This is a genomic window from Streptomyces alboflavus (genome assembly GCF_000716675.1).
Lineage (GTDB): Bacteria > Actinomycetota > Actinomycetes > Streptomycetales > Streptomycetaceae > Streptomyces > Streptomyces alboflavus.
The window spans coordinates 1-14847 of record NZ_JNXT01000078.1; the positions used below are offsets into that span (position 1 = coordinate 1).

Genomic DNA, 14847 nt, shown 5'->3' on the forward strand with positions numbered 1-14847 from the left:
CCCCTGTATCGGCGCTCCGCGCCTCGTCCTCAATCGCCGGACGGGCTCTCTCCCACCCGCCCGCCCCCGCCATTGCTTCGGGCGGGGTGGTCCGCACTGCCTGGCCGGTGTGGCTCCGCCCGCCTCGGTGAACTCTCCAGCCCGCCCCGGCGAAGTCTTCAGCCCGTCCGGCGTTTGAGGACGAGGCGCGGAGCGCCGACAGCGGGGGTCCGGGGGCGCAGCCCCCGGTTTCGGGAAGGGGCGGGACTGGGGAGAGCCCCCGGCAGGGCCACCCCACCGCCACCCCTTAGAACGGATGCCACCGCACTGTCGGATCCCCGTCCCGGAGGGACGCCACGCGGCGGCGGAATTCGGCCAGGGCACGCGGGTTGGCGGGCGCATGCTGCGCGACCCACGCGCAACTCGCGGTCTCCCGGGCCCCACGCAAGACGGAACACCCCTCCCACTCCCGTACGTCCCACCCGTAGACCCGGGTGAACTCGTCATAGGCCTCGCCCCCGAGCCCGTACCGGTCCCGGGACAGCGCCATGACGACAAGATCGTGCTCGCGCAGATCGGAGGAGAAGGTCTCGAGGTCCACGAGGACGGGCCCCTCGGGCCCGACGAGTACGTTGCGCGGCAGCGCGTCCCCGTGCAGCGGCCCGGGCGTGAGGTGCGGCACGAGCGCGACGACGGCAGCCGCGAACCCGTCCCGCCGCGCCCGCAGATACTCCGCGTCCTCCGCGTCGATCGCGTCCCCGGCGAGCCGCAGCCACCGCTCGACCCCACCGAGCAACTCACGCCGGGGCAGCCGGAAGGAGGGAGCGGGCAGCGCGTGCACGAGGCGCAGGAGTTCGGCCAGGTCGGCGGGCCCGGCGGGCCGCACGGCCGGGGGCAGCCGGTGCCAGAGCGTCAGCGGATGCCCGGCGACGAACCACGGCTTGGGCTCGGCGGCCCGCACGGCCGGCACCCCGCACGCCCGCAGCCACTCGGCGACGGCCAGCTCGCGCCGCGCCCGGTCGAGGAGTTCCGGCGCGTCCCGGCCGACCTTCACGACGAGGTCGCCCACGGCGAACACGGCGTTCTCGCCGAGGGCGATCAGCTCAGGGCGGTCGCCGGCGGAGCCCGCGAGCCCCGCGGAGTTCAGTACGTCCCGTGCCCGTGCCTCGTCCATCCCATGCCTCCCGCACCCGGTGCCTCGCCCACGGCCGGAAGTCTCCAGCCGCCGCGCAAGTCTCGCATTCGCACAGGCCAGAGTGGACTTCCGGCGTGCGCGGTCGCTTGACGTATCAAGGTCACATCAGCACGATGACGGGGGCCGCCTGGGCGGCCAAAACCCAATCAGCCGCCCAAAGGAGCCGATTCCGTGACATTGGCGACCGCGAGCGAGCGGTCCGGCAGCAGCGGCTCCGGCGGGGGCCGATGGTGGTGGGGCCGCCGCAGACGCACCGGGGACGACGGGGACAAGGGCGGGGGCGCGGCGCGCGCCCGGGTGATGGACCACGGGGCCTGGTTCCTGGTTCTGCCCGCACTGCTCCCGATCCTCGTCCTCAGCGTCGGCCCGCTGCTCTACGGCATCTCGCTGGCCTTCACCGACTCCCAGTCGGGCCGCACCGAGCCCACCGAGTGGATCGGGCTGCTGAACTTCCAGGACCTGCTGCACGACACCCTGTTCTGGGACTCGTTCCGGATCGGCCTGCTGTGGGCCGTCGGCGTGACCGTGCCGCAGTTCGTCCTGGCCCTCGGCCTCGCGCTCCTGCTCAGCCAGAACCTGCGCTTCCGTTGGCTGGCCCGCTCGCTCGCGATCATCCCGTGGGCGATGCCGGAGGTCGTCGTCGGCATCATGTGGCGCCTCGTCTACAACCCTGATGCGGGAATCCTCAACGAGACCCTGCGCGATCTCGGCTTCGGGGACGGCCGCGACTGGCTGACGGGCATCGGCACCGCGCTGCCCGCCGTCATCGTCGTCGGTGTCTGGGCGGGCATGCCGCAGACGACGGTCGCGCTGCTCGCCGGGCTGCAGAACGTGCCGCGCGAACTCCACGAGGCCGCCGAGATGGACGGCGCGGGCGCCTGGCGCCGCTTCCGCACCGTCACCTGGCCCGCCCTGAAGCCCATCGCCCTCGCGATCACGGCGCTCAACTTCATCTGGAACTTCAACTCCTTCGCCCTGGTGTACGTCCTGACCAACGGCGGGCCCGGCGGCCGGACCCGCCTCCCGATGCTGTTCGCGTACGAAGAGGCGTTCCGCTACGGCCAGTTCGGCTACGCGGCCGCGATGGGCTGTGTGATGGTCGCGCTCATCTCGGTGCTGCTCGCCGTGTATCTCGTGGGCCGGCTGAGAGGGGGCGACCAGCGGTGACCCGACGGACAAGGAGGCCCGCGCGGGCGGGGCAGTACCTGGCGCTCCTCGCGTATCTGGTGTTCCTCGCCTTCCCGTTCCTGTGGCTGATCTCCACGTCCTTCAAACCGGCGCGCGAGCTGGGCAGCCTGCACCCCACCTGGATCCCCAAGGACCCCACCCTCGCCAACTACCGCCAGGCCTTCGACGAACAGCCGCTGCTCGAAGCGGCGGGCAACTCCCTGATCGCGGCGCTGAGCGCGGCCGTCGTCGCCGTCGTCATCGCGACCCCGATGGCGTACGTCATGGCGCGGCACCGCACGCTGCTCGCCCGGGCCGCGACCGGCTGGGTCGTCGTCAGCCAGGCGTTCCCGTTCGTCCTGGTGATCATCCCGCTGTTCCTGGTCCTGAAGAACCTGCACCTGATCAACTCGCTGCCCGGACTGATCATGGTGTACGTGGTGTGGGCGCTGCCGTTCGCCCTGTGGATGCTCGTCGGGTACGTCCGTGCCGTGCCGACCGAGCTGGAGGAGGCCGCCGCCGTCGACGGCGCGAGCAAGCTGCGCACCCTGGTCTCGGTGACCGCGCCGCTGCTCGCACCGGGCATCGTGGCGACGGCCCTGTTCGCCTTCATCACCGCGTGGAACGAGTTCTTCTTCGCGCTCGTCCTGCTCAAGACCCCGGAGAAACAGACGTTGCCGGTCGTCCTCACGCACTTCCTCGGCGCGGAGGGCGCGGCCGACCTCGGCCCGCTCGCCGCCGCCGCGTTCCTCGCGACGCTCCCCTCGCTCGTGGTCTTCGCGATCATCCAGAAGCGGATCACCGGCGGCATGCTGGCCGGGGCGGTGAAGAGCTGATGACGGTACGCGTACGCGCGCTCGGCGCCGTGGCCGCCGCGCTCGTCCTGCTGCTCGCCGGATGCTCCGACGGCGGCGACGGTGAGTCGGACGGACGGATCACGCTGCGCTTCCAGTCCCTGGCCTGGCAGCAGGAGTCCGTCGAGGCCAACAAGGAGCTGGTGGAGGAGTGGAACGCCATCCACCCCGACGTCAAGGTCGAGTACGTCCAGGGAAGTTGGACCAGCATCCACGACCAGCTGCTCACCTCCTTCGAGGGCGGTGAGGCGCCGGACATCATCCACGACGCGTCCGACGACCTCGCGGACTTCGCCTACGGCGGCTATCTCGCGGACCTCGGCGACCTCCTGCCGCAGCGGCTGAAGTCCGACATCCCGAAGGCGAGTTGGGACACCGCGACCTTCGGCGGCAAGGTCTACGGAGTGCCGTTCCTCCAGGAGCCGCGCGTCCTGATCGCCAACGCGAAGTGGCTGAAGGAGTCCGGGGTGCGCATCCCGACCCCGCAGAAGCCGTGGACCTGGCCGGAGTTCCGGTCGGTGACGAAGGAACTCGGCGACGGCGACGGCAAGTTCGGTGTCGCCTGGCCGCTGAAGGACCCCGTGTCGGCGACCCTCAACCTGTCCTTGTCGACCGGCGGCCAGCTGTTCCACCGGCGGGCCGACGGCAAGGCCGAGATCCGCTTCGAGGCGGCCGACGAGGTCATGCCGCGCACCGTCCACGACCAGGTCAACGTGGACGGCAGCGCCTCGGGCAGCACGCTCGGCATGGGCGGCTCGGACACGCTGCCCGGCTTCTTCGGCGGCAAGTACGCCATGGTGCCGCTCGGCTTCTCCTACCGGCAGCAGATCTCCCAGCAGGCGCCCAAGGGCTTCGACTGGCAGGTCCTGCCCGCGCCCGCCGGGGCGGACGGGCTCGCGCAGGGCGTCAGCCCGCAGACCCTCTCGGTCGCCGAGGACAGCCCGCACAAGAAGGAGGCCGCCCGGTTCATCGACTTCTTCCTGCGGCCCGCGAACATGGTGCGGCTCGCCCGCGGCGACTGGATGCTGCCCACTGGCAAGGAAGCCCTGAAGGACCCGGCGCTGCGCACCAAGAAGGACGACTGGGCGACCGGCACCGCCCTCGCGGGACACCTGCGGCCCGCCCCCGCCCAGTCCGTGCGCGGCTACCCGGAGTGGAAGGACAAGATCGCGACCCCCGCGCTCCAGGAGTACTACAGCGGCGCGATCGGCCTGGACGAACTGCGCCGACGCCTGGTGAAGGACGGCAACCTGGTCCTGAAGCGCTACCAGCGCTGACGATCGCGGCACGCGGGTACGGGGGCCACGCACACGCACACGCGGCGTGGCCCCCGTACCCGCGTACCGGCTCAGACGCCGACCGACTCCTCCATCTCCTCCTCCGCCTCGTCGGCCTTCGCGGCCCCGCCGCCCCCGGCGGCCGGTGCCGCGACCGCCCGCTGCCGCCGCTCCCGCAGCGCCGCCACCGCCGTGAGCGCGAGCCCCGCCGCCAGCCACGCGACCAGCGTCCAGACGGACCGCCCGAGGTCGAGGCCGTCGAAGTACAACTGACCCCGGACGCCCTCGACGAAGCCCGCGCCGTTCCAGAAGGAGTGCAGCGAGCCGTAGAAGCCGTTCTGCAGCTCGGGCCGGAACAGGCCGCCGGACGACGTGAAGTTGAGCATCACGAAGAGGACCATCATCGCGAGCGTCGTCCAGCGCTTGAGGAACGTGTGCAGGCCGAGGCCGATGAAGAGGATGCCCGCCGAGTACAGCCAGGCCATCGCCCACACCCCGGCGAGCCCGTGGTGCGCGAGGTGGAACACCGGCCCCGCGAGGGCCGCCCCGATCACGCTCACGGCGAGCGAGACCCCGGCGGCGAGCGCGGCCCGCGTCCGCATCCGCAGCCCCGCGCCCGCGGCGCCGAGCGCGGCGACCGAGGCGTAGGAGCCGATGCTCACGGCGACCAGGAGGAAGAAGAGCCCCTGCCCGGTCGGGTCGTCGTCGACCAGGGCGGCCACGTCGGTGACCTTCAGGGGAGCGCCCTCGGCCGCGGCGAGCGGCGTGAAGACCTTCTCCGTGGCGAGCGCGCTCATGTCGGAGCCCGCGGAGGCCACCAGGAGCTCGGGGGCCTTGGTGTCCGGGACGTACGCCCCGGAGATGTCGAGGGACTTCAGCGCGTCGACGGCCTGCGCGCGGGAGGCGAGCGGCCGTACGTCGAGGGTGTCGCCCGCCCCGGCGCCGAGGGACCGGGCGACGTCGTGGGCGCGGGCGTCGGTGCCCACGACCGCGACCGGCAGCTGGTGCGGCTCGGGTGTGACGAAGGCGCTCATATAGGCGAGCCCCATGCCCAGGCACATCAGCAAGGGCGTCACGAGATGGACGAGTACGTGACCGAGGGGGCCGAGGGGGCCGCGGGCGGTGGCCGTCATGCAGATCGCTCCCAATGGTTGGCTTATACAACTCACACTCAATGTTGTACTGTACAACCATTAGTGGAGGAGGCGGAAACCGTGACCGAGAACGAGTCGGGCCGGGACGGGCCGATCGAGATCATCCAGCGTGAGATGACGGCGTTCGCGCGGCGGGCGCGGGCCAGTGCCGCCCGGATGCACCCCGAACTCTCCCTGGTGTCCTTCACGCTCCTGAGCCACCTGGAGGACCGGGGCGGCTGCCGGGCCACGGACCTCGCGGCGTACTACACGCTCGACAAGTCGACGATCAGCAGGCAGGTGGGGGCCCTGGAGAAGGCCGGTCTGGTGGAGCGGCGCCTCGATCCGGACGACCACCGCGTGCAGGTACTGCACCTGACCGAGCGTGGCACGGGGCTGCTCAAGGGGGTCACCGACAGCCGCCGGGTGGCGTTCCGGGAGCGCCTCGCGGGCTGGAGCGGGCCGGATCTGGAGCGCTTCGCGGAGTATCTCCTTCGGTATAACGCGGGGGCGCCGGAGGGGGAGGTGTCCTGACGCAGAGAAAAGGGTTGCACGAGACGTATCGTCTCGCTTAGGGTTTGGGGCATGACCACACCGCAGCGTGCCCATATCGCCATGTTCTCCATCGCCGCCCACGGGCACGTGAACCCGAGCCTCGAAGTGATCCGGGAACTCGTCGCCCGCGGCCACCGCGTCACGTACGCGATTCCGCACGCCTTCGAGGAGAAGATCGCCGAGACCGGGGCCGAGCCCGTGCTCTACACCACCACGCTCCCGGGCCCCGACGCCGACCCGGAGGCCTGGGGCGACACCCTGATCGACAACATCGAGCCGTTCCTGAACGACGCCGTCAACGCGCTGCCCCAGCTCCTCGCGGCGTACGAGGGCGACGAACCGGACATCGTCCTGCACGACGTCACCTCCTACCCCGCGCGTGTGCTCGCCCGCCGCTGGGGCGTCCCCGAGATCTCCCTCTCGCCGAACCTGGTGGCCTGGGAGGGGTACGAGGAGGAGGTCGGCGAACCGCTCTACGCGCCGCTGCGGGAGACCGAGCGCGGCCAGGCGTACTTCGCGCGTTTCCAGGCCTGGCTCGCGGAGAACGGGATCACCCAGCACCACGACCCGTTCGTCGGCCGCCCGCCGCGCTCGCTCGTCCTGATCCCCAAGGCGCTGCAGCCGAACGCCGACCGGGTCGACGAGAGCGTGCACACCTTCGTCGGCGCCTGCCAGGGCGACCGCGCCGGGCAGGGCGACTGGCAGCGCCCGGCGGCCGCGCAGAAGGTGGTGCTCGTGTCGCTCGGCTCGGCGTTCACCAAGCAGCCCGGGTTCTACCGCGCGTGCGTCGAGGCCTTCGGTGACCTGCCCGGCTGGCACCTGGTGCTCCAGATCGGCAAGCACGTCGACCTCGCCGACCTCGGCGAGGTGCCCGCCAACGTCGAGGTGCACCGCTGGGTGCCGCAGCTGGCGATCCTCAAGCAGGCCGACGCCTTCATCACGCACGCCGGGGCGGGCGGCAGCCAGGAGGGCCTTGCCACGGGGACGCCGATGGTGGCCGTGCCGCAGGCCGTCGACCAGTTCGGCAACGCGGACATGCTCCAGGGCCTCGGGGTCGCCCGGCACCTGCCCATGGAGGAGGCCGACGCGAGGACGCTGCGCGCGGCGGTCCTCGACCTGGTGTCCGACCCCGAAGTCGCCCGCAGGCTCGACGAGGTGCGCGCGGGCATGGCGGGGGAGGGTGGCACGAAGATGGCGGCCGACCTGATCGAGGAGGAGATTGTGCGGGCCGCGCGTGGCGGCGCCGTGAAGGCCGCGGGCGGGGAGCGGTGACCGATTGGTGGTACTTCAGGGCGAGTTGACGGCACTTCGGTGTGAGTGTGAGGGGTGCCGACCGGGCCGGACGTAACGCTCCGCGACGCCTTTCGGTAACGGCCGAGTCATTCGATAACGCTCGCATAACGCGGGCCCATCCTGGCTTGGCCATGGACCGGGTATGTCTGTGTGACCGATAACCCTGCCCAAAGGTTGCGTACGTAAGCGCTTGTTCCTTCCGTGAATGGCTACCTAGCGTGAGATGAACTTCATTCGAACGCCAGGAAGTTGACCCATGTCACGACAGTCCGTTCGCCCCGACGTGCCACCGCTCGCCGAGGTGCGCCGCATCACTCAGAAGAAGCGCGACGCGTGGTGGACGGTGATCCTCGTGGACCCGCTCGCCACGCCGCTCGTGCGGCTGACGGCGCGGTACACGAGGATCACGCCCAACCAGATCACGTGGGGCGCGTTCGTGCTCGGGCTCGTCTCGTCGGTGTTCTTCGCGTTCGGTGACTGGCAGTGGCTGGTGCTCGGCGCGGTGATCTACCACTTCAGCTTCGTCCTGGACTGCATGGACGGGAAGGTCGCCCGCCTCACCGGGCAGGGTTCCGTGTTCGGCGCATGGCTCGACTTCGTCTTCGACCGGATCCGGGTGATGGTGTGCGGGGTCGCCCTGATGGGTGGTCAGTACGCGCGCACGCACGACGAGACCTACATCTGGCTCGCGGTCGCCGTGGTGTTCCTGGACACGCTCCGGTACATCAACTCGCTGGAGATATTCAAGATCCGGCACACCATGCGCAAGCAGATCAAGGCACGCGTGCGGGCCGCCCGCCGTGCCGAGAACGCCGCCGAGCTGGCCTTCATGGAGGACCTGCTGCGGGACAACCCCGAGGCGGACGTGGAGCAGGACCTGGAGCGGGCCAAGGCGGAGGGCGTCGCTTCCGAGGTCCACTCGTCCGACGACGCCGACTCCCGCGTCGAGTCGTACGCGGACGCCGGTGCGCACGCCGAGTCCTACGCCGACGCCGCTTCCCGCGCCGAGTCGCACGCCGAAGCCGGGTCCCCCGCCGAATCCGGGTCCCTCGCCGACCCCGGCGGCCCTGCCCCCGCGGCCGCAGGATCCCGCCGCAAGGCCCAGGTCATCGACCTGCACCAGGAGTTCCGGGGCAAGTTCCCCGCGTACCTGCGGGCGCGGTCCTTCCTGCTGCGGCACCGCATCCGCACGCACCTGGTGAGCGGCATCGAGTTCCAGATGGGCGTCTTCATCATCGGCCCGCTGTTCGACGTGGTGATCCCCGCGACGATCGTGTCCGGCGCGCTGCTCCTGGTCTTCGAGCTCGCCATCATCTACAAGCTGCTGCTCTCCACCCGGGACTTCTCCCGGACGCTGGACTCCTTCGAGAAGCGCGAGGTCGCGACGGCGGCGTAGCGTCCGGCTACGCGATCCAGTGCGGCCGGCGGTCCGCCGGTGACGGCGGCAGGCCGTCGCTGAGCGTCGTGGCCATGCGGTGGACGGCCTCGCGGAGGGTGTCCGGGGGAGCGGTATAGGGGATGCGCAGGCGCTGCTCGAAGAGGCCGGGGTCGGGGGAGAAGCAGGCGCCGCCCTCGATCCGGACTCCGTGGCCGAGGGCCCGGTCGGCGAGGGCCGACGCCACGGGCTCGCCGAGGTCGACCCAGAAGGACAGACCGCCGGACGGCTGCTCCCAGGTCCACCTGGGGAGATGCTCGGCCAGCGCGGCGGCGAGCGCGGCGCGCTGCTCGCGGAGCCGGTGCAGGCGGTCCGCGAGCAACTCCCCGGCGCGGTCGAGCAGGACGAGCGCCAGGAGCTGGTCCAGGACCGAGCCGCCCATGTCGTTGGCGACCCGCTGCGCGGCCAGTTCGGTGACGAGCCGCGACGGTGCCCGCAGCCAGCCGATGCGCAGGCCGCCCCAGTGCGTCTTGCTCATCGAGCCCACGGTGACGACCTCGCCGCCCGTGCCGGGACCGCCGTAGGAGGCGAGCGGCGCGGGCGCGGGCACGTCGAGCGCCAGCTCGGCCAGGGTCTCGTCGACGACGAGCCAGGTCCCCGAGCGGTGCGCGGCCCGCACCACCCGCGCCCGGTCCGCCGCCGGCAGCAGGCGGCCCGTCGGATTGTGGAAGTCGGGGATCAGGTAGGCGAGCCGGGGCACCGTCTGACGCAGCGTCGACTCCAGGATCTCGACGTCCCAGCCGCCGTCGGTCACCGGCACCGACACCGTGCGCAGCCGGGCCCGGCGCATCGCCTCCAGGGCGTTCGGGTACGACGGGTTCTCGACCAGGACGCGGTCGCCGGGGCCGCACAGCAGTCCCAGGACGAGCGTGAGCGCGTGCTGCGCGCCGGAGGTCACGAGGATCTGGTCCGGCACGGTGGCGAGGCCCCGCCGTGTGAACCGCTCGGCCACGGCGGCCCGCAGCTCGGGCAGGCCGTAGGGGTGGTAGCCGGGGGTGCGGGTGTGCTCGGCGAGCCGGGGCGTGACCTCGGCGAGGGCGTCGGCGACGACGTGCTCGGGCAGCGCGGGCGCGGCCCGCGCCAGGTCGATCGCGCTGTCGTGGGGCCGCACGTGCCGGGTGACGCCGCGCGGTGCCCGGCCCTCCGGCAACGCCGTCCACGTACCCGCGCCCTGTCGGCTGCGCGCGTAACCGCCCTCGCGCAGCAGGTCGTACACAGCCGTGATCGTCGCCCTGCTGGTGTCGAGGGCGGTGGCCAGCTCCCGTTCGGCGGGGAGCCGGACGTGGAGCGCGATCCGTCCGTCGAGGATCAGCGCGCCGATCGCCCGTGCCAGATTCCGGTACGCGGGCCGCGCGCCCGCCGGGTCCGGGAGCAGGGCGGCGAGTTGGCGGCTTCCCAGGGTCCGGTCCCGCGCTTCCCGCTCCGCCATACCATTCTCCCGGGATTGGCCATGTAATACGGGCCAATCACTCTACAGACTCGCCGTCATCGGCCTTGCGGGCCGATGCGTCGTCCGAACACCTGTGGAGGCACCCCGGCATGCGGCACACCGCCGACAGCGACAGCAGCAGTGACAGCAGCAGTGACAGCAGTAGTGACAGCAGTAGTGACGGCAGCAGTGACAGCGGCATCGACCGACCCGGCCCCCGCACTCCGCCCCCGCTCACCTATCTCCCCCTCTCCGAACGCCCCCTGCGCCGCCTGCCCCAACTCCTCATCGGTCTCGCCCTGTACGGGCTGAGCATCGGCGTCATGGTCAGGGCCGGGCTCGGCGTCAGCCCCTGGAGCGTGCTGAACCAGGGCGTCGAGCGCCACACCCCGCTGAGCTTCGGCACCGTCAGCGCCGTGGTCGGGGCGCTCGTGCTGCTGCTTTGGATCCCGCTCAGACAGCGGCCGAGGTTCGGCACGGGTGCCAACGTGATCGTCGTGGCGTACGCGTCGGACCTCGGCCTCTGGCTGGTCCCCGCGGACCTGGGCCTCGGGACCCGGACCGGCCTCCTCGTCCTGGGGATCCTCGCCAACGGGCTGTCCGTGGCGGTCTACGTGGGCGCCCGCTTCGGGCCGGGGCCGAGGGACGGCCTGATGACCGGGCTCGCCGCGCTGACCGGACGCTCCATCCGGTTCGTGCGCACCCTGATCGAGGTCGCCGTGCTCGCCGTGGGCTGGCTGCTCGGCGGGAGCGTGGGGGTGGGGACCGTGCTGTACGCGCTCGCGATGGGCTCCGTCACCCAGTACTTCCTGCCGCGGTGGGTGTACGGGGCTCCGCGGCCGGGGTGAGCCAGGTGGGTGCCGACTCGTCGTGCGACGGCACGCTGCCACCACCCTGTTCCCGACGCCAGGGCGGTACGCGCGCCGCCTCATCGTGCCGACAGGTGAACCGCCGCCAGACCGCGGGAGGAGACATGACACTCAAGCCCCCTACATCTGTCGGGGACTTGGCACCTACACCCACTCGCGAGGAGCCGCGCGAGACGGGGCACGGGACCCCCTCAGCCGGATGTATACGTTCCGTCGTGTCCGATCTGCCACTGCGAACCCTTTTTGTTATTACGGAACCTTGTTGAACAAGTCACAGGCGTATGAAGGTATTGATCTGCGCGCGTCATTCAGACAAGGTTTCGTCCCAACGCCCAAAGATCTTCAGTTCTTTCGGAGTTCCCAGGGCGTCGCAGCCATGGCTGCACACAGCAGAAAAGGGCTTTGAAACCCCCCACATCCCCCCACAACGCACCACGAGGAGACCCCTCTTCATGGCATCTCACAAGCGCGCTCGCACGATGAAGCTCACCGCCGCGATAGCCACCGCCGCCACCGCGGTGGGCGTGACCGTGTTCGCCGGAACGTTCGCAGGTGCGTCGACCCCTGCCGAGGGCAAGGTCTACGGCGCCGACGCCAAGGGCGCCGTCGAGGGCAGCTACATCGTGCTGCTCGACGAGAAGGCGAACAAGGAAGCCAAGTCCGACCTCGCCCAGGAGTACGGCGGCAAGCTCAGCCGCAACTACTCCTCGGCCGTCAACGGCTTCGCCGCCAAGAGCCTGTCCGAGACCGAGGCCAAGCGGCTCGCCGCCGACCCGGCCGTCGGCAAGGTCGTGCAGAGCAAGAAGTTCTCGATCGACGCCACCCAGGACAACCCGCCGTCGTGGGGCCTGGACCGCGTCGACCAGGCCGACACGGCCGGCGACAAGAAGTACACCTACCCCGACGCCGCGGGCGAGGGCGTCACCGCGTACGTCATCGACACCGGTGTCCGCGTCAGCCACAAGGACTTCGGCGGCCGCGCCACCTCCGGCTTCGACGCCATCGACAACGACGACAACGCCGACGACGGCAACGGCCACGGCACCCACGTCGCGGGCACCATCGCCGGTGACGCGCACGGCGTCGCCAAGAAGGCGAAGATCGTCGCCGTCCGCGTCCTGGACGACCAGGGCTCCGGCACCACCGAGCAGGTCGTCGCGGGCATCGACTGGGTCACCAAGAACCACCAGGGCCCCTCCGTCGCCAACATGAGCCTCGGCGGCGGCGCCGACGAGGCCCTGGACGAGGCCGTGAAGAAGTCCATCGCCGCCGGTGTCACCTACGGCGTCGCCGCGGGCAACGAGTCGAGCGACGCCGGCCAGGGCTCCCCGTCCCGCGTCAAGGAGGCCATCACGGTCGCCTCCTCGACCAAGGACGACGAGCAGTCGGACTTCTCCAACTTCGGCTCCGTCGTGGACATCTACGCCCCGGGCTCGGACATCACGTCCGCCTGGAACACCGGCGACGACGCCACCAAGACGATCTCCGGCACCTCGATGGCGACCCCGCACGTCGTCGGCGCCGCCGCCGTCTACCTCGGCGCCCACAAGGACGCCACGCCCGACGCCGTCGCCAAGGCCCTGACCGACGGCGCCACGCCGGACAAGATCTCCAACCCCAGCGAGGGCACCCCCAACAAGCTCCTGAAGGTCGTCGAGTAGTCACGGCCCGGAAGAAGCCGGCGGTCGTCGTGCCCACCCCCACGGGGCACGGCGGCCGCCTTATCGTGTGCGCATGGCGACGAAGATCTACGCGGCGCTGCTGCGCGGCATCAACGTGGGCGGCAGCAGGAAGGTGCCCATGGCGCGCCTGCGCGCACTCCTCGAAGGACTCGGCCACACCGGCGTGGGGACATATCTGCAGAGCGGCAATGCCGTCTTCACGGCGGACCACGGCGACGAGGAGAGCCTGGCCGCCGAGGTGAGCGGCGCCCTTGAGCGGGAATTCGGCTTCACCGTCGACGTCCTGGTGCGCGACGCCGCGTATCTGAGGGCCGTGGCGGACGCCTGCCCCTTCCCCGCCGACACGCTTCAGGGCAAGCAACTGCACGTCACCTACTTCTCCGCGCCCGTCGACGCCGCCCGGTTCGCCGCCCTCGACCAAGCGGCCTTCCTGCCGGAGGAGTTCCGGCTCGGCGACCGCGCCCTGTATCTGTACGCCCCCGACGGCCTCGGCCGCTCCAAGCTCGGCGAGGCCCTCGCCCGCCCGGCGCTCATCAAGGGGCTCGTCGCCACCAGCCGCAACTGGAACACCGTCACCAAGCTCGTGGAGCTGACCGATGCCTGACACGTCCGCCACGCCCGACCGGCCCGGACTGCCCGACCTGCCCGGCCGCTCGCCCGCCGTCGAGGCCGCCATCGAGAACGAGCTGCGCCTCCTCGACCCCGAAGTGCGGGCCTCGCCCGCGCTGTTCGGCGCGCTGCTGCACCCGGAATTCACCGAGTTCGGCGCGTCCGGCGCCCGCTGGGACCGCGAGTCGATCGTCCAGGTGCTCACCGCCCGGCCCGAGCCGGGCGGCCGCCCCACCACGACCTCCCGCATGCGGGGTGTCCAGGTCGCCGAGGGCGTGGTGCACCTCACCTTCGACACCGACACCAACGGCCGTCTGGTGCACCGCAGTTCACTGTGGCGGCGCACCGACGACGGCTGGCTGCTCTGGTTCCATCAGGGCACCCCGTTCACTCCCGAGCCGCCCCCGACAGACTGACGACGCGCACTCCGCCGTAGGTGGTGTGCGAGACGACCTCGGCCGGGACGGCCAGACGCGGGTCACCGAGCAGCCGGCGCACCGCGTCCGGCCGCCGGGCGTCCCCGGCCGTCCCGGCGGCCGAGGTCACGGCGGCCACCTCGTCGATGAGCGCCAGGTCCGCGTCCGTGACCTCGTCCTCGGCCTTCTCCATCACGCCCCAGCCGTCCCACGGCAGCGCCTCCGTGCCGCCGAGCGCCGCCAGGTCCGCCACCACGTCGGACCGCACCAGGCCGAGCCCCTTGATCTCCGGGAGCGTGCTCACCCCGAACGTGTCCGGGTCCGCCCGCCCCTCCCGGCACGCCCGCCACGCCGCACCGCCCACCACGAACTGCTCCCGCGGTACGTCCATGGGGTCGAAGTCGATGTCGTACAGACCTCTGCCCAGCGTGGCCTCCGCGACGAGCTGCGCGTCCGCGAGGACCCAGCCGCGCCCGGCCGTCCAGAACTCGGTCACCCAGTGGTTGTCGTGGAACCCCGCCTGGAAGTACGTGCCGTAGCCGCACCGCAGCCGCGCCGGGGTGCCGGTGGCCCGCAGGAGCGAGCACAGCAGCAGGGCGAAGTCCCGGCAGGTGCCCACGAACCGCTCCGCCGGCGGCCGGGGCTCGGTCAGGGGCGTCGTGCCGCGCTCGCCGATGATCCGCAGCAGTTCGGCGGCGTACCGGGACTCGGCGTCCTCGCGCATCCGCTCCTCGGGCACCGCGTGGCCGAACCGGGCGCCCTCCTCCCGGTGCAGGAGGACGCCCCGCACCAGGGCGGCGAGCGCGGCCGGGTCCCGGGGGAGCGGGGCGGGGCCGACGAGGGCGTCGAGGCGGGGGCCGGGGTCTGTGTACGGGCTCTGGGTCAGGTAGTCGCTGTCCATGGCGGGAGCCTGGAGTCTGCCCCTGGGGCAAGGTCAAGATACGGAAAGATCTT

General features: G+C 71.5%; 13 protein-coding genes and 1 pseudogene. 10 read left to right on the forward strand and 4 right to left on the reverse strand.

Going from position 1 to position 14847, the window contains the following annotated elements; all coding sequences use genetic code 11:
- Positions 1–286 precede the first annotated feature (286 nt).
- A complete protein-coding gene (locus tag OO63_RS36965; RefSeq protein ID WP_030360331.1) occupies positions 287–1153 on the reverse strand; it encodes a phosphotransferase enzyme family protein in 867 nt (288 codons plus the stop codon).
- A gap of 192 nt (positions 1154–1345) precedes the next feature.
- On the opposite strand from OO63_RS36965, the gene OO63_RS36970 reads away from it, so the two are divergent.
- From OO63_RS36970 to OO63_RS36980, 3 genes are read left to right on the forward strand one after another with little or no spacing between them, the layout of a single operon-like run.
- A complete protein-coding gene (locus OO63_RS36970; RefSeq protein ID WP_380833246.1) occupies positions 1346–2341 on the forward strand; it encodes a carbohydrate ABC transporter permease in 996 nt (331 codons plus the stop codon).
- Positions 2338–3177 (forward strand): carbohydrate ABC transporter permease, encoded by an 840-nt coding sequence (locus OO63_RS36975; RefSeq protein WP_030360333.1) that lies wholly within the window; start codon positions 2338–2340, stop codon positions 3175–3177. The genes OO63_RS36970 and OO63_RS36975 overlap by 4 nt, the downstream gene beginning before the upstream one ends.
- Positions 3177–4472, forward strand: a complete 1296-nt coding sequence (locus tag OO63_RS36980; protein WP_030360334.1) for an ABC transporter substrate-binding protein — start codon at positions 3177–3179, stop codon at positions 4470–4472. Before OO63_RS36975 ends, OO63_RS36980 begins: the two co-directional genes overlap by 1 nt.
- A gap of 71 nt (positions 4473–4543) precedes the next feature.
- On the opposite strand, the gene OO63_RS36985 is transcribed toward OO63_RS36980, so the two are convergent.
- Positions 4544–5605, reverse strand: a complete 1062-nt coding sequence (locus tag OO63_RS36985) for a membrane protein (RefSeq protein ID WP_030360335.1) — start codon at positions 5603–5605, stop codon at positions 4544–4546.
- A 135-nt stretch (positions 5606–5740) separates the two neighbouring features.
- Here OO63_RS36985 and OO63_RS36990 point away from each other — a divergent pair, with 135 nt between their 5' ends.
- The 3 genes and pseudogenes from OO63_RS36990 (at position 5741) to OO63_RS37000 (ending at position 8849) form a co-directional block, all read left to right on the forward strand.
- Positions 5741–6139 carry a MarR family winged helix-turn-helix transcriptional regulator gene (locus OO63_RS36990; RefSeq protein ID WP_051811560.1) on the forward strand — a complete coding sequence of 133 codons (399 nt, stop codon included), beginning with the start codon at positions 5741–5743 and terminating at the stop codon, positions 6137–6139.
- Positions 6136–7432: pseudogene (gene mgt / locus OO63_RS36995) on the forward strand (macrolide-inactivating glycosyltransferase). Before OO63_RS36990 ends, mgt begins: the two are co-directional and overlap by 4 nt.
- Positions 7433–7709: 277 nt before the next feature.
- Entirely contained in the window at positions 7710–8849 is a 1140-nt protein-coding gene (locus OO63_RS37000) for a CDP-alcohol phosphatidyltransferase family protein (RefSeq protein ID WP_030360338.1), read from the forward strand.
- 7 nt (positions 8850–8856) lie between these two features.
- Here the strand turns inward: OO63_RS37000 and yczR are convergent, their stop codons facing one another.
- Complete coding sequence (gene yczR / locus OO63_RS37005) at positions 8857–10317, reverse strand: MocR-like transcription factor YczR (protein WP_030360339.1); 1461 nt, start codon at positions 10315–10317, stop codon at positions 8857–8859.
- Between the two features lie 110 nt (positions 10318–10427).
- On the opposite strand from yczR, the gene yczE reads away from it, so the two are divergent.
- The 4 genes from yczE (at position 10428) to OO63_RS37025 (ending at position 13893) form a co-directional block, all read left to right on the forward strand.
- Positions 10428–11165, forward strand: a complete 738-nt coding sequence (gene yczE / locus OO63_RS37010) for a membrane protein YczE (RefSeq protein ID WP_234311285.1) — start codon at positions 10428–10430, stop codon at positions 11163–11165.
- Positions 11166–11638: 473 nt separating this feature from the next.
- Entirely contained in the window at positions 11639–12847 is a 1209-nt protein-coding gene (locus tag OO63_RS37015; RefSeq protein WP_030360341.1) for a S8 family peptidase, read from the forward strand.
- A 73-nt stretch (positions 12848–12920) separates the two neighbouring features.
- The gene (locus OO63_RS37020; RefSeq protein WP_030360342.1) at positions 12921–13472 is read left to right on the forward strand and encodes a DUF1697 domain-containing protein; all 552 of its coding nucleotides are present in this window, start codon (positions 12921–12923) and stop codon (positions 13470–13472) included.
- On the forward strand, positions 13465–13893 hold the full coding sequence (locus OO63_RS37025) for a nuclear transport factor 2 family protein (protein ID WP_051811556.1): 429 nt from the start codon (positions 13465–13467) through the stop codon (positions 13891–13893). The genes OO63_RS37020 and OO63_RS37025 overlap by 8 nt, the downstream gene beginning before the upstream one ends.
- Here the strand turns inward: OO63_RS37025 and OO63_RS37030 are convergent.
- On the reverse strand, positions 13865–14794 hold the full coding sequence (locus OO63_RS37030; protein WP_030360344.1) for a transglutaminase-like domain-containing protein: 930 nt from the start codon (positions 14792–14794) through the stop codon (positions 13865–13867). The two genes, OO63_RS37025 and OO63_RS37030, sit on opposite strands and share 29 nt — an antisense overlap.
- Positions 14795–14847: the final 53 nt, after the last annotated feature.